1 protein-coding gene is annotated in these 248 nt (G+C 68.5%); it reads right to left on the bottom strand.

The features are described 5' to 3' along the window. The coding region (locus ACCD11_RS28455) for an AAA family ATPase (RefSeq protein WP_413316485.1) at window positions 1-239 on the bottom strand (239 nt) is incomplete at its 3' end. Between the last annotated feature and the right edge of the window lie 9 nt (window positions 240-248).

Here is a 248-nt window from a genome sequence, read left to right as displayed (position 1 = left end):
GGGCCGCCGAGCACCGCGCTGATGCTCAGGAACTGCGCGTCGAACGCATCGGCCATGAGCCGCGCGATGGTGGTCTTTCCGGTGCCCGGCGGCCCCCAGAGGATGCAGGAATGCGGCTGGCCCGATTCGAACGCGATTCGCAGCGGCATGCCGCATTCCTGCATCCTCTGGGGGCCGCCGAGCACCGCGCTGATGCTCAGGAACTGCGCGTCGAACGCATCGGCCATGAGCCGCGCGATGGTGGTCTT

This window comes from Variovorax sp. Varisp36, from assembly GCF_047304235.1.
Lineage (GTDB): Bacteria > Pseudomonadota > Gammaproteobacteria > Burkholderiales > Burkholderiaceae_C > Variovorax.
This window is presented reverse-complemented; position numbering and strand designations above follow the sequence as displayed.